This is a genomic window from Actinacidiphila oryziradicis (genome assembly GCF_005047355.1).
In the GTDB taxonomy this organism is placed as follows: Bacteria; Actinomycetota; Actinomycetes; order Streptomycetales; family Streptomycetaceae; genus Actinacidiphila; species Actinacidiphila oryziradicis.
Genome location: NZ_SUMC01000031.1, coordinates 28376 through 45599 on the forward strand (window position 1 = coordinate 28376; position 17224 = coordinate 45599).

Sequence of the window (17224 nt, forward strand, 5' to 3'; positions counted from 1 at the left end):
TCTCTCCGTGCCGCCAACCGTACCCGCACAACGGGCCGGACACGCGATGCGTGCCCGGCCCTTTACTGTCCTGCTACGCGGCTGCTACTCGCCGAGCTTGGGTCCCATCGGCTTCTTGGCGGCGGGCTTGCGCGCCGGCGGGGCCGGCATCTTCTTCTCGGCTGCGGGCACCGGCCTGGCCGGCGCCTCGGAGGCCGGCGCCCCGGAGGGCGACGGCTTCGGCTCCGAGTCCGGCTCGATCGCGATGGCGAGCTCCTCCACCTGGTCGGCGGTCTCGCCGCGCCAGGTGGAAACCGCGCCCTTGCCGCGCTCGGCCAACTCGTCGTACGTCTCCCGCGCCTTCACCGCGTACTCCGCCGCCCGGCCGACCTGCTGAAGCGCAAAGTCCTGCGCCGAGTCGCGGAGCTTCTTCAGATCGGTGTCGATCAGCCCGACCAGATCGGCCACCTTCGCCTGCGCCTTGGTCTGAGCATCCTTCGCCTGTGCCGTGACCTTCTCCTGCACGACCTTCGGATCGGCGGTCCGCACCTTCTCGAACCGCTCCGGAGCCTCGGCCCGGAGCTTGTCGATCAGCGGCGGCACCTCCCGCAGTTTCTCCGCCGCCAGATCGGCGCTGCCGGCCAGGAAATAGATCGGGGTCGGGTCCTTGAGGGTCTTCACGATGTCCTCGGCGATCGCCATGACAGTTCTCCGTATGAGGGTTGGTGGAGGTTTCGTCTACGTTTTACGAATCACGCTCTACTACTGCACGCCCTACTACTGCGCTTACGCGGTGGCGGCGTCCTCGCCGTCCCCGTCATGCTTCTCCGCCGCCGTCCTCGGCTTCAGTACGGCGACCGCCTTCTTCGCCGCCTTCTTCGCCGCCCGCTTGCGCGGCACCGCCGACTTGGCCGGCCCTTCTTCCGCCGAGCCGTTCTCCTTGCGGAACGACTCGTAGATCTGCAGCAGCACCTGCTTCTGCCGCTCGTTTATCGTCGGGTCGGTCAGGATGGCGTTGTGCACTTCCATGCCGTCCCGATCGCGCTCATCGAGAATCCCCGCCTGTATATAGAGACTCTCGGCGGAGATCCGCAGCGCTTTCGCCAGCTGCTGCAGGATGTCGGCGCTGGGTTTGCGCAGCCCGCGCTCGATCTGGCTGAGGTAGGGGTTCGACACCCCAGCGGCCTCCGCCAGCTGGCGCAAGGACAGCTGCGCGCTGCGCCGCTGCTCCCGCAGGTACTCGCCAAGATTGCCGACGTTGAGTGAAGCCATGCTTCGATAGTGCCTCACCACTGCTAACTTTTGCAAGCGCACCGCTTGCAAAAGTCTCGCTGCTGTTGTGTGACTGAGTGTGACTCGCAGCGATAACTGTCACTTCGCAGCGATATCTGTCACTAGTTGTACTGACCGGGGACGTTGATCAATCGCGTGAAGGGACGGTAGGCCAGGAAACCTGGAGCCGAGCGACAACCTCGCTGATAGGCCACCCGTCCTCGACAACGAGTCGTGCGACCTTCAGGCGGTGGCGCGGAGTCAGTGCGGCGTTGCGGTGCGACAGGGCAAGGCCCCTCCTGGGCCGTTCGGCCCCGGAGGGGCACTGGGATGTGTTCAGGGTTCGAGCAGGAGCCCGAGGACGTGGGCGAACTCTGCCGGCTCGGCGCTTGCGCCGAGGTGGTTGCCGGGCATGTCGATCAGAGGTAGCTCCAGAAGTTCAGCGAGTGCTTGGGTCGCCCGGCGCGCCATCTGGTGATGGCTCAGCGAGCCAGCGCACAGCGTCACCGAAACGCGACGGATGGCCTCGATGTCGGGGACGTAGAAGACCGTGGGGCCGGCCATCCGCCCCAGGAAGTAGCGGTTCTTGTCGAGTTCCTCGACCGGTAGCTCGGGTAGCGCCATATGGGCGGGAGGCGTCTGATCTGGTCCTGTGTGGTGGGCAGCGCCGCTGAGGTCAAAGAACTCTTGCACTGCCCGCTGAGGATCAGCCTCTGCAGCTTTGAACGCTGCTGCGGCTCGGCCAGCCAGGTCTGCGTCATCCAGGAGGGACACAAGGGGCGGCTCATGCAAGACGGCCCGGCCGACCACGTCAGGATGCTGCTTGCCCAGCTCCAGCAGCGTCACGGCACCACCACTGGTACCGACAAACAGGGCGGGCCCTCCGGTGAACCTGTCGACAAGTGCAGCAAGGTCCTCGGCAAGGACCTCGGGCGTGGGCGCAGCCATCCCTGGGACCGCACGGCTGGCACCGATACCACGCGGATCGTGGGTGACGACGGTAAACCGGCCTGCAAGCTCATGCGCCAGCGCTGCGAAACCGGCCCGCCCAGCCGGCGCGCCGACGAGGAACAGCGGTGGCCCCTCACCCTGGACACCGAAGGCAATCGTGCAGTCTGGTCGGTCGAGAAGGTCCACCGAACTCGTGATCCGATCACTGAAGTCCGCGATCTTCCGAGTGATCACATCGAGCGCACGGTCCAGCTCCTCGCGCCTATCGCGGACGCGACGGCGATGAGCCGTCAGCAACTCCACTCGGAGCCTGGCCGGATCAGCCACCTTGTCGTCGGCGCCTGTGAACTGCGCGATATCGGCCAGTGGCATCCCCGTCTCACGGAGATGAACCAGCATGCGGATCAGCTCGACGTCGGCCGTCGTGTATTGGCGACGCCCCGCACTGTCGCGCCGTGGAGACGGTACAACCCCCTGACGTTCGAAGTACCGCAACGTGTCGGGCTCCAGACCGATCCACGCCGAGACCTCCGCGATACCAAACAGCTCATCTGCCTCACTCATGCCTCAACCCTCGCCCCTGAACCTCGGTACAGGTCAAGCGATCGTCAGCCGACCGCGGCTTCGACAACTCAATCAACCTGTCCGGTCAGCACAACTAGTCGCCAAGCGGCGCAGGTCGCCACTCGCGGTCGCGTGCTGTCGCGTACTGGTGGATTCCCTCGATCGTGATGGGAGTCCTGTGGGTGAGGAGGAACCTCAGCGGCGGGGAGTTCCTCGGAGAGTTGCGCATTCTGTCGCCCGCGGGCCCTTGGACTTCCTGCAGGTGCGCATAGACCGGGGCGAGCGCGTCCGAGGTGACCGCACTTGGCGCAGTTGTGGCGGAGAAGGCAGCGGTAGACGGGGCAGGCGAAGACCGGCGGGAGCCGCCAGAGGCGTTTCCAGCTGCCTCCGTGAGCGCGCTCGATGCCGGAGTCGCCGGCCAGACAGTGGGGGCAGAACCGTGACCAGCGCCGGAACACGTCATGGTTGCCGTGGAGGATCGGTCCCCGGGGCCGGCGTATCAGCGTTGCATCGAGCGGTCCGAAGCGGGCGCCGAACGGGGCGAGAAAGAGGTTGGCGACCTCGTCCTCACCGAGTCGAGTGGTGCGTACGAACTCAGCCGACTGCTCAGGCGTTTGAAGATACTGCTGACTGATGGAGAGATGTTCGGTCAGCCCGGTCCAGTGGCTGCTCAGCCCGGTGTGACGGACGATCGTTCCGGGGCTGACGTTGTTGTGGTGGGCCAGGCGGAGAAGAAAGCCGACGAGGCTTTCATCCGGTAGCGGGGCGAGGCTGCGGGGCAGAGGCCGGAGCGGAGACATGGGACAGCCGTCACTTTCCCGCGGCCTTGTTGTCGAAGACGGTGTTGCGGGGTTTCTGGCGGCGCTTCGGAGCGGGCTTCGCAGGGACGGCGGGGACCTCGCCGGCCTGCGGGTCGCGGTCGAGAAGGTTGCCGAGGTTGATGGTGATCTCGTCGAGGAGCGGGATGGTCAGCTCCTCCTGGCCGGTCTCCATAGCTCGGGTGCAGCCGTCCTGGACGAGTCGCCGCAGCAGACCGACGATGCCTCCGGTGCGGCGGAAGAGGTATTCGGGCATGTCGCCGTCGGTGAGCATGCCGTCCCGGGCCCCGAGGAGGCGGAGTTGTTCCTCGGTGCCGGCCAGGTGCTCGATCCAGGCGTTGATCTCCTTGGGAGTGTCGTAGGCGAACGGGTCGAGGTCGACCAGGTCGAAGCGGCGTTCGGTCTGGGTGGCGGCCTGGTCGCTGCGGCCACGCCGGGCGCCGGGCAGAGTCCACTGGCCCGTGCGGGGGTCGGGCCGTCCTTCGCGCAGAAGGCCCGAGCCGGGGATGTCGACGCCGATGAGGATGACGGTGGCGTTGAACGACATCAGGTCGCGGATGAGGTGCAACCCGTTGAAATCCGAGCACGCAGGTCTGTCCGACACCGGCCTGGTCCGCGAAAGCAACCAGGACACGGCCTACGCCGGATCCCGCCTGCTCGCCGTCGCCGACGGCTTCGGAGGTAGCGGAGCCCCCGCCGGCGCAGCCGCCATCGATGTGCTCAAGCGCCTCGAAACCGACAGCATCCCGTCAGGCAACCTCCTCAACGCCCTCGAAGACGCCATCGAACAGGCCAATCAGGCCGTGCACGGCATCGCCGAATCCGACCCCTCGCCACAGGAAGTAGGCACCACGCTCACCGCGATGCTCTGGACCGGATCCCAGCTGGCCCTCGTCCACATCGGCGACTCACGCGCGTACCTCCTGCGCGACGGCGAACTCTTCTAGATCACCCACGACCACACTCTGGTGCAGTCCATGGTCGACGCAGGACGCATCAGCCCGGAAGAAGCCACCTCCCACCCCCAACGATCGCTACTGAAGCGAGCCCTGGCCGGAGGAACCGAGGTCACCCCCGACACGCGCCTGCACGACGCCCAGCCCGGAGACCGCTCCTGCTCTGCTCCGACGGCCTGTCCACCGTCGTGCCAGGCGAAGAGGTACACCAGGTGATCTCCACGATCACCGAACCCGAGCAGGCGGTGCGCGAACTCATCGCCCTGGCGAACCGCTCCGGCGGCCCCGACAACATCAGCTGCGTGGTCGCCGACGTGCTGGAGCTCCAGCAGTAGGAGCGAGCGGCATGCACATAGAGACGCACCGACTCCGCTCCCAGGAACTCATCCGCGAGGCCGACGAATACCGCCTCGCCTGCCAAGCCAGGAAGGCGAACCCGGTGGCCGACGTCATGGCAGCGGCCGCAGATGGGTGCGCTGTCCGTCGTGGTCGAAGATGCACAGGATCTCCGCCGGACCGCCGTGGGCCCCGAAGGCGTGGGGAATCATGGTGGAGAACTCCGCCGCCTCGCCGGCCTCGACCAGGATGGTCCGCTCTCCCAGCAGCAGCACAAGGGTTCCCGACAAGACGGTGACCCAGTCCTTGCCGGGATGGACTTTCAGCTCGTCGCTGCCGCGCCGGGGTTCCAGGTTGGTGACACGCATCTTGCACACGGTTACGCCGTGCGGCCCGGGCTCACGGCTCAGTATCCAGGAGGTCATCCCCCGCACCGCATCGTGCTGCGGCCTGATCACCACGTCGTCGTCGGCGACGGACTCCACCAGCTGGTCGAGGGTGGTCCTCAGGGCCCGGGCGATCGAGCTCAGCTGGTCGAGGCTGATCCGCCGGTGGCCCGTCTCGATACGGCTCAGGGTGGATGGACTCAGGTAGCAGCGGGCAGCCAGATCGTCGAGCGACCAGCCCAGGGCCACCCGCAGCCCCCTGATCCGCTTGCGGACCAGACCGTCGAGATCGCTGTCTTGCGTCATGCGCAAGATCCTATGCCAGCGGCGCAAGCAGCACGTAGCGTGGAGCCATGGGAAACATTCACCACCATCACGGCCAGCACCAGCAGCACCACCCCGCAGCCGAGACCGACGAGGCGGCCATGGCCGAGCTCCTGGACCTCGACGCCGAGGTAATGCACTCGTACCTGTCAGAAGTGACCGCCTGGATCCAAGAGCTGGCTACCGATCCGCTCCCCCGCCGGATCCTCGACCTGGGTAGCGGAACCGGTACCGGCGCCTTCGCTCTGCTCGAGCGCTTCGAGCGGGCCGACGCGATCGCCCTGGACGTATCCGCGCAACTACTGGACCACCTCAGGGGCAAAGCCCGCGTTCTCGGCGTGGCCGACCGGGTCCGTACCGTCCAGGCGGACCTGGACGCGGCGTGGCCGGCCATCGACACCGTTGACCTGGTGTGGGCGTCCTTGTCCCTCCACCACATGGCAGATCCCGATCGCATCCTCACCGAGGTCTTCGCCGCGCTCCACCCCGGCGGGCTCCTGGTTGTGGTCGAGATGGACTCTTTCCCGCGCTTTCTGCCCGACGACCTCGGCATCGGCCGCCCCGGCCTCGAAGCGCGCTGCCATGCCGCCCTGGCCGAGGGACGGGCCGCCGACATACCGCATCTCGGCTCCGACTGGCGCTCAGGTCTGTCCCGGGCCGGCTTCACCATCGAGGCCGAGCGGCCCTTCGCCACCGATCTGACGCCGCCGCTTCCCGCCTCCACCGGCCGTTACGCTCAGGCATCTCTGCGACGCATCCGGTCCAACCTCGACGGCCGGATGAGCGCCGACGATCTGGCCACGCTCGACACCCTCATCGACAGCGACGGGCCCGACGGCATCCTGCGGCGCGACGACCTCACCGTCCGCACCGCGAGGACCGTATGGGTGGCCAGGCGGCCATGACACGCGAGGCCGTCGCGAGGTACCGGGTCAGCGCCCGGCGGGGTAAGAGGCCGCGCGAATAGGTGGGGCGGCCTCTAAGTGCGTTGGGGCTCATGCGGTTGCCCTCGGTTCGTCCCGGTCGAGCACCTGTCGGCTGAATTCCTGCAGGGCATGCCTGCGCTGGCTGTCCACCCGCTCGTCGCCGGAGACGCGCAACAACATCAGCACCGGGTGCTCGCCGAACTCCGGCCAGGCGCCGGCCGGCAATTGGTGGCTGAGTGCCTCGGCGAGGGCGGCGCGGTCTTGGGGGAACTCGCCTTCACCCCCCAGGAATCGGGGTGTGGACGCCAGCGCCGCGCCTGCGCGAGGCAATCGGCGCTGTCCGGCGGGCGGCCTTCCCGTGATCTACGTGGGCGTCGGGTTCCGCCCGGGGTACCCGGAGGTCAGCACCCGCAACAAGATGTTCGGTCCAATGCTCGGGCGCACCGCGGGAGCGGCCGGCAGCGGCGAAGCCACCCGGGTCCATCCGGACGTGGCACCCGAACCCCGCGACATCATCGTCACCAAGCGACGCGTCAGCGCCTTCGCCGGCAGCGACCTCGACATGGTTCTGCGGGCCGGCGACATCGATCACCTCGTCCTCACCGGCATCGCCACGAGCGGCGTCGTGTTGTCCACCTTGCGCCAAGCGGCCGACCTGGACTTCAGCCTCACCGTCCTGGCCGACGGATGCCTGGACGCCGACCCAGACCCCACCAGTCGGATGTCACGACCGTGGCCGACTGGGCAGCGGCGCGCTGACGGTGCCAGCGTTACGCGCGGCCGCATCCCGGCCCAGCTCGTGACGATGGGATTCCGGCGCGCGCGGACGCTCCGGCGCTCCTCACGCGCCGACGCCTCGCCGTCTGCCGCATCCGAAGCGGTTGCCGCCTGGAAGGTCCCGGCAATACGGCCCGGTGGCACTCAACCTCTGATGTTGCTCAAGCTCCGGTTGACGCCGAGCGGCCTGCGGAAAGATCCGCTGCATGGAAGACACGGGGATCGCGAGGACCGCACGGATCGTCGTCGCGGCCGCAGTAACCATCGGCCTTCTGGGCTGCGCCGCCGGGTGCTCCGGCGGCAGCTCCGGCCACAAGAGCCACAAAGAGAGCGCCACAGCCGCCGCATTGCGGGCGCCGACAGAAACGAAGGGTTCGACCACCGCCGAGAAGCAGCAGCTCAGCCTGGTCAAGGAGATGCTCGCCCAGGGCAGCGACCTCTTCGACCCGCCCGGCAAGGAACTCGGCCGCGTCTACGGCGTACTGAGTGACAACGGCACCTGGGGCGCTTCATACGCGGACACGGTCAAGACCGGCAAGGCCGTCGAGGTCGATGTCTCCTGCTCCGGGGCCGGGCCGGTTTCGCTGGTCATCGAGTCCGGCGCGCGCACGAAGCGCGAGCCCGCGGACTGCCGGCCCGACTCGGCCGGGCTCCAGCCGGTCATCTTCACCGTCGCGGACAGTAAGGACCTGAGGGTCTATCTGAGCGCGGGCGCGAAGACCAAGAGCTCGGCCGGCTTCGTCGTACGTACGGTGCAACTGCTCACCGGCGCCCAGGCGCAGGAGGCGCTGCCGCGCAAGGCGGCGGAGAAGGTGCTCCTGCCCAACGGCTGGGGCAACGGGTCCTATCTGCTGGCGTCCAGCGACGGGCTGTCCGAGCCGCGCTACGACGAGAACGACGGCAGCATCAAGCGCGGCCAGCACCTCGACGTCGAGGTCGCCTGCGCCGGATCGGGCACCCTCACCGTCAAGGTGTCGTCGGGCGCGGCGAAGGCGAAGCGGACCGTGCCGTGCGAGACGTCACCGAAGCAGTGGACCATCCCGCTGACCGCCGGGAGCGGCGGACTCTCCATCGACCTCACCCCCAGCGAAGGCGCGGCGGGCGGCTACGCGTACGCCGTACGAAACGCGGAAGGCAACGCGGACAGAAGCTGACCGCAAGGGCTCATATCGTCGAGGTATCGAGACCGGGCAGCACAGGCCCGCAAGCCGAGAGGTAGTCACCATGCCCACACTGGTACGAGCCGAGACCAACGAGCGCGACGCCCTCCTCACCTTCCTGGACGCCCAGCGCGGCGGCCTGCGGCGGGCCGTGCTCGGGCTCACCGACGAGCAGGCCACCTCCAGGCCGAGCGCCGGCGAACTCTCGCTCGCCGGGCTGCTCAAGCACGTCGCCCGGACCGAAGAGGTCTGGGTACAGTCCATCCTCATGGGCCGCCCCGAGTTCGCGGGGAGCGAGGCGGATTACGTCAGCGGCTTCCAGCTGCTCGACGGCGAGACGGTGGCGAGCACCCTGGACCGGTACGAGCAGGTCGCCCGGGCGACGGAGGAAGCCGTCAACGCACTGCCCGACCTCGAAGGAGTCGTGGCCCTGCCCGAGGCCCCGTGGTTCCCGCCGGGCATGAAGGTCAGCGCCCGGTGGATCCTCCTGCACATGATCGAGGAGACCGCCCGCCACGCCGGGCACGCCGACATTCTCCGCGAGTCGCTGGACGGCGCCACCGCCTTCGCCCTGGTCGCCGCCGCCCAAGTCGAGGCCTGACCGGCCTCACCGGATCGGGTTCCGGCTGCGGGCGTTGGCCACGGCGAGCCGCACGCTCAGCTCCTCCCGGGGTCTCAGCGCCCGCACGCCGTCCATGGCCGTCTCCCACTCCCGACCGCCCCCGAGCGGCCGGAGGAAGATCCGGTCACCCAGGATGGCCATCACCACCCCCACCTTGTCCCGGCCGATATCCCGCGCCAACGCCCCCACCCGCGGCCCGCGCGGGGTCTCCGCCGGAGTGCCCTCGCTGCCTTCGGTGCCTTTGGTGCCTTCGGTGCTCACCGGGCCGCCCATTCCCGTACGCGCTCGATCAGGCGGGCGGCCACCTCGGCGGGGATCGGCGCGATGTCCACGTACGCCCGGACGGAGATCGGGACGGCACCCCGGGCCTCCAGCCAGAACCCGGCCTCGGCGAAGGTGAGTTGTAGTTCCGCGGCCACGTGGTCGCCGATGCGGCGGGCGTCTGTCGCGTAGGGCATCGCAGGCTCTCCTTCGGATAGTTTTCACTCTGTGTATACCCATGGTCGCTGTGCGGAGCTACGGTGGCCAGAGGGAAAGCTGAGACGGAGCGCTTGTCAAGCCCTGGAGGACAACTGTGGCCGCAGAATTCGACCTTGAGCCGTTTTCCGACCCCAAGGCATCGACCCTCGCCTTCTTCGGCGCGGAACTGCGCCTCCGGCGCGAGGGAGCAGGATTGTCGCAGACGCAACTCGCGAAGCGCGTGCACTGCGCGCCGTCGCTGGTCAGCAAGATTGAATCGGCGGTGCGCGTGCCCAAGGAGGACCTGGCGGAGGCGTTCGACGGCGCGCTTGGCGCGGACGGCTTCTTCGCACGGCTGTGGCCGGTCGTGATCCGGAACGCGTTCCCGGCCTGGTTCCGACCGTTCGTGGATCTGGAACAACAGGCCGTCGCTATCAGGTCGTTCGAGTTGCAAATTGTGCCGGGGCTTCTCCAGACCGAGGAGTACGCGCGGGCTGTCCTGGGCGGCAATCGGCCAGACCGGCCCAAGCTTGAGGAACTGATCGCTGCGCGCATGCACAGGCAGCACATCCTCGACCGCGACGAGCCGCCCCGGCTCTGGGTGGTCCTGGACGAGACCGCGATCCGGCGGAACATCGGCGGCCCAGCCGTCATGCGGGCGCAGTTGGCCCGGTTGCTGGAAGCATCCGAGGTTCCCCGGAGCTTGGTTCAGGTGGTTCCCGCCGCTGTGCGGAGCCATCCGGCGCTCGCCGGAGCGTTCGCGACGCTGTCCTTCACTGAAGGACCGGATGTCATCTACGTGGAGGGCTACTACGAGGGCCAGTTGCGCGCCGAACCGGAGGTCGTATCGTCAGCTCATCGTGCCTATGATCTGCTCAGGGCCATCGCCCTGCCGCCGGAGGCGTCGGCCGATCTGATCGCCTCAGTCATGAAGGATCTCTGACCCCATGAGCATCGCAGCCAGCCTGGCCAGCGCGGCCTGGCGCAAGAGCAGCTACAGCGCCGAAAACGGCGGCAACTGCGTCGAGGTCGCCGACGGCATACCCGGCCTCGTCCCCGTACGCGACAGCAAGGCCGCCCCGCACGGGCCCGCACTCATCATCCCGGCACACTCCTGGACCCCCTTCATCAGCGCCCTGAAGGGCGACGGCTTCCGCGTCGCCTGAAATGACGGGGGCCTTATGACCATCTGAATCGTTTCAGAGTGGTCACAAGGGCCCCGTCATTTCGGCGATCAACGCCGGCCCAGCGCCTCGCGGAGGCGACTCAGGAACGGGCCCGGGGCGTAGGTGTCGGCCCAGGTGACGCGGAGCAGGGTCAGGCCGGGCACCAGGGTCACCAGGCGGTTCTGGCGGAAGCGGTCCCGGTGGAGGGCCTCGGGCTTGTCGTGCTCCTCGCGGCCGTCGGCCTCCAGGCCGACCAGTTGGGCGGGCCAGCCCAGGTCGATGCGCCAGTCGCTCCGCTGGTGCGGGTCGGGGATGCGCCACTGCAGGACGGGGCTGGGCAGGCCATCGTCCAGGCAGGCCAGCCGCACCCGGGTCTCCAGGGGTGACTCGGCCCGGGGGTCGGCCAGGTCGAGCCAGGAGCGGGCTTGCTCCGCATTGGGGCGATTCCACAGCTGGGCGGCCACTGCGGAGCGGTCGCCGGGGCCCAGCACCCCCTTGTGCAGGGCCGAGTCCAGCATGCTCACCGCGTGGGGCCGGTCCATGCGCCACAGCAGGTCGGCGCAGGTCCGTGCGGGGGTGGTCAACCGGATTCCGTTCACCACGTGGTACGCCTCGGGCGGGAGGTCGAGGCGGCTGATGGCCACGCCTGGACGGCCGCGCATGCTGTGACCCGTGAGGACGGCCAGCTGCAGGATGCCGTCGTCCTTGGGCAGGCCCTCGATGCCGTACAGCCGAGCAGCGGTCTCGTGGACGGCCACGACCCGTGATCCATACGACAGCATCACCGCGCGTACCCGCGTCCGGAGTGACGGCCCGTCAGGGGCCACGGTCACCCAGTAGCTGCCCCGCGCGAGCGGCACCCAGCGTCCTGCGCGCACTATCCGCCGCAAGTAGGCCGGTTCGGTTCCGGCTGTCTGCAACTGGGTCGATGTCACCACGCCGTCCTGGCAGGCGGCCTGGGCACGGATGGCCCGCAGTACTTCGCTCTCCCGTGTCATGCCCCACTGTGGCCGCCGGGCGTGGCCTTGGGTAGGGCTTGTGGATAAACCCTGTGGATAACTCCCTGTCGGCTGTGGGCGCGCGGCACTGATCCACTACAGTGCCGGTTTCGTACCGATATGTTGGGGGTACTCATCGCATGCCTTGGCCTTAGGAGCCGTTCGTGGACCTGTCCGGTAGCTTCCCGTTCCCGGGGCTGGCGCGGCGCCTGGTGGTCGCAGCGGCGTCGCCGGGGGATCTGTCGGCTGCCCGCCGCCCGCGCGGGCAACGCCGAACTGCTGGCGGGCTTCCGCCGCAGGGCGGTGGCCAGCGGACTGCTGAGCGGCCTCGTGGCACTCGCCGGCATCGCGGTTCTGCACCGGGACGCGCCGCTTCTCTTTCACGGCCTCACCCATCGCGCGCTTCCGCTGGTCATCCTCAGCGCCGTTGCGGGCCTGCTGGGGCTGGCGCTGATGGCAGGACGGCGTTACGTCATCGCGCGGGCGGCCGCAGCGCTCGCGGTGGCGGCGATCCTGTGGGCCTGGGGCCTCGCCAGTACCCGTACATGCTCGTGCCCGCCACCACAGTGGCCGAATCGGCCTCGTACGACAGCGTGCTGGCGGCCTGCCTGATCGCCCTGGGCGTGGGCTCGCTGGTCCTCGTCCCCTCGCTGTGGCTGCTGTACGCGACCTTCCAGCGCAATCCACCACCGACGGGCGCAGGCTCAGCGAGGGGAGCACAGGGAGCGTCCGATGAGCAATGACTTCCCGTCCCAGGACGACCGAGATGCCCTCCGCCATGACCTGGCCGCGCGAGCCGAACTGTGGCGGGAGCGGATCGCCGCCGCAGAGTCGTCAGCCGCGGACCTACGGGCCGAATGCGACCTCGATGCCGCCGACTCCGGCGCGAAAACCACGTCGCTCGAGGAGGAGCACGCCCGCACCGAGGAAGCGCGCTCCTTGCTGGAACAGACCCTTGCCGCGATCGGCCGTCTGGACAACGGCACCTTCGGGATCTGTACGTCCTGCGGCACACCGATCGGCAGGGAGCGGTTGATGGCGCTGCCCCACACCGAGCTGTGCGTCAATTGCCGACCCGGTCCGGCGCACGGAAGAACCTAGGCGGCCGACAGGACGACCTTGTTGCACTCGTCCTGCTTGTGCTTGAAGATCTCGTAGCCGTGTGGTGCCTCGTCGAGCCGCAGGTGGTGGGAGATGACGAAACTGGGGTCGATCTCCTTGTTCCTGATCCGTTCCAGGAGGGGCTGCAGATACCGCTGGACATGGCACTGACCGGTCTTGAGGGTCAGCGACCGGTTCATGAGTGATCCCATGGGGAACTTGTCGAGCAGTCCTGCGTAGACGCCGATGACGGATACGGTGCCGCCGTTGCGGCAGGCCAGGATCGACTCGCGCAGGGCGTGCGGCCGCTCGGTCTCCAGTCGGCTCGCCTGCTTGACGCGGTCGTAGGCGTGGATGGCCGGGGTGGGGTGATGGGCTTCCATGCCGACCGCGTCGATACACGCGTCCGGGCCACGTCCGGCGGTCATCTCCTTGAGGGTGTCCAGGACGTCCGTCTCCTCGTAGTCGATGGTCTCGGCCCCGGCTTTGTCCCGCGCTGTCCGCAGCCGGTAGGGGAAGCGGTCGATCGCGATCACACGATCGGCTCCCAGCAGGTAGGCGCTGGCGATCGCGAACTGGCCGACCGGCCCCGCGCCCCACACCGCGACGGTGTCGCCCGGCTCGATGTCGCACATCTCCGCCCCCATGTAGCCGGTGGGCAGGATGTCGGAGAGGAAGAGCACCTGGTCGTCCGGGAGGTCGTCCTCGATCTTGATGGGTCCGACGTCGGCGAACGGCACCCGCGCGTATTCCGCCTGACCGCCCGGATAGCCGCCGAGCATGTGGGAGTAACCGAAGATCCCCGCCGGTGAGTACCCCATCAACTTCTCCGCCAGGCCGGCGTTGGGGTTGGAGTTCTCGCAGACCGAGTACATCCGGTGCTCGCAGGCGGTGCAGTGACCGCAGGCGATCGGGAAGGGGACGACCACCCGGTCGCCGGTCCTGAGAGTCCTCACGTCGGGGCCGGTCTCGACGATCTCCCCCATGAACTCGTGGCCCAGGATGTCGCCCTCCACCATGGTCGGGATGTAGCCGTCGTACAGATGCAGGTCGGAGCCGCAGATGGCGGTCGACGTGATCTTGACGATGGCGTCATGGGCGTTGAGGATCTGGGGATCGGGCACCGTCTGCACTTCGACGGAGTTGCGGCCCATCCAGCAGTTGGCTTTCACGATGCTTCCTCTCCGGCGTTTCGGGTTCTCGGCGTGGCGTTTCGTGTGTTCTCCGTTCTCCGGGCCGCTGTCCGGGGCGTGTTAGACCTTCTTGCCGTACGGCTTCGCCGGGTGCTGCTTGGCCAGCCGCCATGCGTGCGGGCCCTCGGGGCTGCCCTCGGAGCGGACCACCTCGCCGACTTCCATGACCTGCTTGAAGCGGCGCAGATCGTCGCGTACCTGCTGCTGGGGGTGCTCGCCGAAGAGTTTGGCGACGGCCGCTCCGGCGTAGCCACCCGGCGGGCTGAAGTGGAGTTCCACCCACACTTCGGTGCCCCGGCCGCCCGGTGCGTCACGGAAGCGGACCGAGCCCGCGTTGCCCACATCCGCGCCCTTGAGCGAGGACCAGGCGATCAGCTCGCCCGGACGGTCCTCGACCACCTCGGCGTCCCACTCGACCTTCTTCTTCACCGGGGCTTTGGCGATCCAGTGCGAGTGCCCATCACCGTCCGTCCGCACAGCTTCCAGGTGCTGCATGAAGGCGGGCAGGTTTTCGAGGGAGCGCCAGTACCGGTAAACCTCGTTCCGCGGCCGTTTGACCGTGATGGACGCGGCGGCATGCATGCCGTCCCTCCCCCTCCCACCGCTCCGCGGGACCGACCGGACCGCCACGTAGAGGTCGACCGCGGTAATCCCGGCGACGGCAGCCGTGGCGGCCGTGACGCGGAGCTGCCTGAGGCCGGTGCGGTTACGGCGGGCGCGCACCAGCAGCGTCAGGTCGAGTGCGTCTCCGGCGACCCGGGTCCACGTCCACGGCCCGGGCCTGCGAGTGCCCAGCAGGAGCGCGGCGTGGCCCAGCTCGCGCACGCCGACAAGCGGCACCAGGGTCCGGGCCAGGGCGGAGTCATCGACTCCGCTGAACCCGCTGACGGCATGCGGCGCGGTGATCTGCGCCAGCCCGAGGGAGGCGCTGAACCATCCCAGGGCGCGGGCAAGACGATGCGACGAGTCCTTCTTGTGACGGGTCATGAGGGCCTCACCTCGGCTGTCGCGCGATGCGGCCGGGAGGCGCGGAAAGCGGCCCGGCTGCTCCAGGCCTTTCGCAGTACCCCTCGCGCAAGGGGTCACACACGTACGGTCCGGCCGACCGGCGTCAGCGCGAGAGTTCGACGGCGACCAGTTCGGCGATCTGGACGGCGTTCAGGGCCGCGCCCTTGCGGAGGTTGTCGTTGGAGAGGAAGAGGGCGAGGCCGTGCTCGACGGTCTCGTCCAGGCGGATGCGGCCGACATAGCTCGGGTCCTGGCCGGCGGCCTGCAGCGGGGTGGGGATCTCGGAGAGCTCGACGCCAGGGGCGTCCGCCAGCAGCTCGTAGGCGCGCTCGACGGTGATCGGCCGGGCGAAGCGGGCGTTGACCTGGAGGGAGTGGCCGGAGAAGACCGGGACGCGGACGCAGGTGCCGGAGACCTTGAGGCCGGGGATTTCGAGGATCTTCCGCGACTCGTTGCGGAGCTTCTGCTCCTCGTCGGTCTCGAAGCGGCCGTCGTCCACGATCTTGCCCGCGAGGGGGAGCACGTTGAAGGCGATCGGGCGGGCATAGACGGCCGGCTCGGGGAATTCCACGGCCGAGCCGTCGAAGGTCAGCTCGGCGGCGCGGTCGGCGACCTTGCGGACCTGGCCGTCGAGCTCGGCGACACCGGAGAGCCCGGAGCCGGAAACGGCCTGGTAGGTGGTGGCGACCAGGGCCGTCAGCTCTGCTTCGGTGTGCAGGGGCTTGAGGACGGGCATGGCGGCCATGGTGGTGCAGTTGGGGTTGGCGATGATGCCCTTGGGACGGTCGGCGATCGCGTGCGGATTGACCTCGGAGACGACCAGCGGGACCTCGGGGTCCATCCGCCAGGCGGAGGAGTTGTCGATGATGACGGCGCCGTCGGCGGCGACCTTGGGGGCCAGGGCCTTGGAGGTGGAACCGCCGGCCGAGAAGAGGACGATGTCCAGCCCGGTGTAGTCGGCCGTGGCGGCGTCCTCGATGACGACGTCGCCGCCCTGCCAGGACAGTACGCGCCCGGCCGAGCGGGCGGAGGCGAACAGCCGCAGCTGCTCCACGGGGAAGTCGCGCTCGGCGAGTACCTTGCGCATGACCCCGCCGACCTGGCCGGTGGCTCCGACGATTCCGATCCTCATGCGGTTTGTCTCCGATCTGGTCCAACGCTGTACTACGCGGTCCGGACCACGCGGTCCGGCGTGGTGCCCGGGTGAGGGGCGCGGCTCTGCTCCAAGGTGAGTATCCCTCGCGGGAGCGGGCGGCGGCTCGGCGGTTCGCAGGCCGAGACGGCGCCACGGCGCCACGGCGTCACGGCCGGACGGCGGCCAGCGCGGCCTCGGCGGTCCTGGCCGCCGCGGGGGCCGCCGGAAGCAGTGGCAGCCGGACGTCGGGGGTGGGGATGCGTCCCTGGGCGTGCAGTACGGCCTTGATGACCGTCGGGTTGGGCTCGGCGAACACAGCAGCGGCCAGCGCCGCCAGCTCATGCCCGAGCCCGGCGTCGTAGGACCCGGCCAGCCGTACCCACCGGTCCGTCGCGAGGTGGGCGGAGGCGAGGATGCCGCCCGCCGCGCCCAGCGCGAAGAGCGCGGGGGCGAAGACATCGTCCCCGGCGAGCAGGGGCACGTCCCGGACGAGGGCGACGGTGTCCTGGTCGATGCCGCCGACCGCGTGCTTGATGCCGACGACGGCGGGGATCGCGGCGAGCCGCCGTACGGTGTCCGCGCCGAGCACCCGGCCCGTGCGGTACGGGATGTTGTAGACGATCAGCGGCAGCGGGCTCGCCTCGGCGAGGGCCTCGAAGTGCGCGATCACCCCGGCCTCCGACGGCCGGGTGAAGTACGGCACCGGCACGAGAGCGGCGTCCGCCCCGGTCTTCGCCAGCGCCTCGATGGTGCTCCGGGTGTCGTTCGACCCGGCGCCGACGGTGAGGTGCGCCCCGCGCTCGCGGCAGACCCGGGTGACGACCTCCGTCACGAGCCTGCGCTCGTCGGCGTCGAGGACCGCCGCCTCGGCGGTGGTGCCGAGCGCGACCAGGCCCGCCGCGCCGTCGTCGAGCACGGAGTGCGCGAGCTCCTCCAGCGGGCCCGGGGCGACTGCTCCGGCGGCGTTGAAGGGCGTGATCAGCGGTACGTGGAGGATTCCCATGCCGCAGAGCCTGACCGGCACGGACCGTCAAGGTCTATTTAATTGTCCTTCATCCGACCATTAAGCATCCCTACCGGAAGGGGTTGTCTG

21 protein-coding genes and 3 pseudogenes are annotated in these 17224 nt (G+C 68.9%); 9 read left to right on the forward strand and 15 right to left on the reverse strand.

All coding sequences use genetic code 11. From position 1 onward, the window contains the following. Window positions 1-84: 84 nt before the first annotated feature. The 6 genes and pseudogenes from FCI23_RS28175 to FCI23_RS28200 all read right to left on the reverse strand — a co-directional run bounded on the left by FCI23_RS28175 (window position 85) and on the right by FCI23_RS28200 (window position 4131). Window positions 85-681 (reverse strand): hypothetical protein, encoded by a 597-nt coding sequence (locus FCI23_RS28175; protein ID WP_136726752.1) that lies wholly within the window; start codon window positions 679-681, stop codon window positions 85-87. An 84-nt stretch (window positions 682-765) separates the two neighbouring features. Further along, on the reverse strand, window positions 766-1251 hold the full coding sequence (locus FCI23_RS28180) for a helix-turn-helix domain-containing protein (protein ID WP_136726753.1): 486 nt from the start codon (window positions 1249-1251) through the stop codon (window positions 766-768). Between the two features lie 163 nt (window positions 1252-1414). Continuing rightward, window positions 1415-1537, reverse strand: a pseudogene (locus FCI23_RS28185) (helix-turn-helix domain-containing protein); the annotation flags it as partial. A gap of 50 nt (window positions 1538-1587) precedes the next feature. Continuing rightward, window positions 1588-2766 carry an alpha/beta fold hydrolase gene (locus tag FCI23_RS28190; RefSeq protein WP_136726754.1) on the reverse strand — a complete coding sequence of 393 codons (1179 nt, stop codon included), beginning with the start codon at window positions 2764-2766 and terminating at the stop codon, window positions 1588-1590. Window positions 2767-2834: 68 nt separating this feature from the next. Next, window positions 2835-3566, reverse strand: coding sequence for a TniQ family protein (locus FCI23_RS63895; RefSeq protein WP_136726755.1), 732 nt, complete (start codon window positions 3564-3566; stop codon window positions 2835-2837). Window positions 3567-3576: 10 nt separating this feature from the next. Then, window positions 3577-4131, reverse strand: coding sequence for a hypothetical protein (locus tag FCI23_RS28200; protein WP_136726756.1), 555 nt, complete (start codon window positions 4129-4131; stop codon window positions 3577-3579). Between the two features lie 25 nt (window positions 4132-4156). Between FCI23_RS28200 and FCI23_RS28205 the strand changes: the two are divergent. Continuing rightward, a pseudogene (locus FCI23_RS28205) lies at window positions 4157-4875 on the forward strand (PP2C family protein-serine/threonine phosphatase); the annotation flags it as partial. A gap of 114 nt (window positions 4876-4989) precedes the next feature. Here FCI23_RS28205 and FCI23_RS28210 read toward each other — a convergent pair. Continuing rightward, the gene (locus FCI23_RS28210; protein ID WP_136726757.1) at window positions 4990-5568 is read right to left on the reverse strand and encodes a helix-turn-helix domain-containing protein; all 579 of its coding nucleotides are present in this window, start codon (window positions 5566-5568) and stop codon (window positions 4990-4992) included. 47 nt (window positions 5569-5615) lie between these two features. On the opposite strand from FCI23_RS28210, the gene FCI23_RS28215 reads away from it, so the two are divergent. Next, window positions 5616-6491, forward strand: a complete 876-nt coding sequence (locus FCI23_RS28215; protein ID WP_136726758.1) for a class I SAM-dependent methyltransferase — start codon at window positions 5616-5618, stop codon at window positions 6489-6491. Window positions 6492-6581: 90 nt separating this feature from the next. On the opposite strand, the gene FCI23_RS28220 is transcribed toward FCI23_RS28215, so the two are convergent. After that, on the reverse strand, window positions 6582-6842 hold the full coding sequence (locus FCI23_RS28220) for a hypothetical protein (RefSeq protein WP_136726759.1): 261 nt from the start codon (window positions 6840-6842) through the stop codon (window positions 6582-6584). Window positions 6843-6879: 37 nt separating this feature from the next. On the opposite strand from FCI23_RS28220, the pseudogene FCI23_RS60185 reads away from it, so the two are divergent. The 3 genes and pseudogenes from FCI23_RS60185 to FCI23_RS28235 all read left to right on the forward strand — a co-directional run. Then, window positions 6880-7164, forward strand: a pseudogene (locus FCI23_RS60185) (cysteine hydrolase family protein); the annotation flags it as partial. Between the two features lie 331 nt (window positions 7165-7495). Then, a complete protein-coding gene (locus FCI23_RS60190) occupies window positions 7496-8443 on the forward strand; it encodes a hypothetical protein (RefSeq protein WP_136726760.1) in 948 nt (315 codons plus the stop codon). A 70-nt stretch (window positions 8444-8513) separates the two neighbouring features. Beyond that, window positions 8514-9050: a DinB family protein gene (locus tag FCI23_RS28235; RefSeq protein ID WP_136726761.1), complete on the forward strand. Its 537-nt coding sequence runs from the start codon at window positions 8514-8516 to the stop codon at window positions 9048-9050. Between the two features lie 6 nt (window positions 9051-9056). On the opposite strand, the gene FCI23_RS28240 is transcribed toward FCI23_RS28235, so the two are convergent. Further along, complete coding sequence (locus FCI23_RS28240; RefSeq protein ID WP_246144095.1) at window positions 9057-9332, reverse strand: hypothetical protein; 276 nt, start codon at window positions 9330-9332, stop codon at window positions 9057-9059. Continuing rightward, the gene (locus tag FCI23_RS28245) at window positions 9329-9529 is read right to left on the reverse strand and encodes a hypothetical protein (RefSeq protein WP_136726762.1); all 201 of its coding nucleotides are present in this window, start codon (window positions 9527-9529) and stop codon (window positions 9329-9331) included. The genes FCI23_RS28240 and FCI23_RS28245 overlap by 4 nt, the downstream gene beginning before the upstream one ends. A gap of 116 nt (window positions 9530-9645) precedes the next feature. Here FCI23_RS28245 and FCI23_RS28250 point away from each other — a divergent pair, with 116 nt between their 5' ends. After that, window positions 9646-10473, forward strand: coding sequence for a helix-turn-helix domain-containing protein (locus FCI23_RS28250; protein WP_136726763.1), 828 nt, complete (start codon window positions 9646-9648; stop codon window positions 10471-10473). Between the two features lie 4 nt (window positions 10474-10477). Continuing rightward, complete coding sequence (locus FCI23_RS28255; RefSeq protein ID WP_136726764.1) at window positions 10478-10696, forward strand: DUF397 domain-containing protein; 219 nt, start codon at window positions 10478-10480, stop codon at window positions 10694-10696. A gap of 68 nt (window positions 10697-10764) precedes the next feature. Here FCI23_RS28255 and FCI23_RS28260 read toward each other — a convergent pair whose 3' ends face one another. Further along, entirely contained in the window at window positions 10765-11694 is a 930-nt protein-coding gene (locus FCI23_RS28260; protein WP_136726765.1) for a type IV toxin-antitoxin system AbiEi family antitoxin domain-containing protein, read from the reverse strand. A 545-nt stretch (window positions 11695-12239) separates the two neighbouring features. On the opposite strand from FCI23_RS28260, the gene FCI23_RS60195 reads away from it, so the two are divergent. After that, a complete protein-coding gene (locus tag FCI23_RS60195) occupies window positions 12240-12437 on the forward strand; it encodes a hypothetical protein (RefSeq protein ID WP_246144096.1) in 198 nt (65 codons plus the stop codon). Next, on the forward strand, window positions 12427-12795 hold the full coding sequence (locus FCI23_RS28270; protein WP_136726766.1) for a TraR/DksA family transcriptional regulator: 369 nt from the start codon (window positions 12427-12429) through the stop codon (window positions 12793-12795). Before FCI23_RS60195 ends, FCI23_RS28270 begins: the two co-directional genes overlap by 11 nt. Here FCI23_RS28270 and FCI23_RS28275 read toward each other — a convergent pair. The 4 genes from FCI23_RS28275 to FCI23_RS28290 all read right to left on the reverse strand — a co-directional run bounded on the left by FCI23_RS28275 (window position 12792) and on the right by FCI23_RS28290 (window position 17134). Beyond that, window positions 12792-13967 (reverse strand): zinc-dependent alcohol dehydrogenase, encoded by a 1176-nt coding sequence (locus tag FCI23_RS28275; protein ID WP_136726767.1) that lies wholly within the window; start codon window positions 13965-13967, stop codon window positions 12792-12794. The two genes, FCI23_RS28270 and FCI23_RS28275, sit on opposite strands and share 4 nt — an antisense overlap. Before the next feature lie 81 nt (window positions 13968-14048). After that, window positions 14049-14975 carry an SRPBCC family protein gene (locus FCI23_RS28280; protein ID WP_136726768.1) on the reverse strand — a complete coding sequence of 309 codons (927 nt, stop codon included), beginning with the start codon at window positions 14973-14975 and terminating at the stop codon, window positions 14049-14051. 124 nt (window positions 14976-15099) lie between these two features. Then, a complete protein-coding gene (locus tag FCI23_RS28285; protein WP_136726769.1) occupies window positions 15100-16128 on the reverse strand; it encodes an aspartate-semialdehyde dehydrogenase in 1029 nt (342 codons plus the stop codon). A gap of 169 nt (window positions 16129-16297) precedes the next feature. Continuing rightward, complete coding sequence (locus FCI23_RS28290; protein ID WP_136726770.1) at window positions 16298-17134, reverse strand: dihydrodipicolinate synthase family protein; 837 nt, start codon at window positions 17132-17134, stop codon at window positions 16298-16300. Window positions 17135-17224: the final 90 nt, after the last annotated feature.